Genomic DNA, 214 nt, shown 5'->3' with positions numbered 1-214 from the left:
CCCCGACACCAGCAGCGTGTTGCCGGCCGAGCCGAGATAGACCACGTCATTGCCGCTCGACCCGGTCAGCGTCTCCAGCCCGGAGACCAGCAGCGTGTTGCCGCTGGTGCCCGACACCCGGTTCATGTCCGCCGCACTGTCGAAGCCGGCGGTGGCGAGCGTCACGATGTCCAGCCCGGCCCCGCCGGTCAGCGTCTCCAGCTGCGACGCCAGC

The 214-nt window shown here is 71.0% G+C and carries 1 protein-coding gene; it reads right to left on the bottom strand.

The features are described 5' to 3' along the window. Positions 1 to 214 (bottom strand): hypothetical protein (locus tag TSH64_RS01515; protein WP_199237398.1); only part of this gene is annotated, 214 nt, incomplete at both ends.

It is taken from the genome of Azospirillum sp. TSH64 (genome assembly GCF_003116035.1).
In the GTDB taxonomy this organism is placed as follows: Bacteria; Pseudomonadota; Alphaproteobacteria; order Azospirillales; family Azospirillaceae; genus Azospirillum.
The sequence above is the reverse complement of the archived record's forward strand: the minus strand, read 5'-3'. Positions and strand labels throughout refer to the sequence as shown.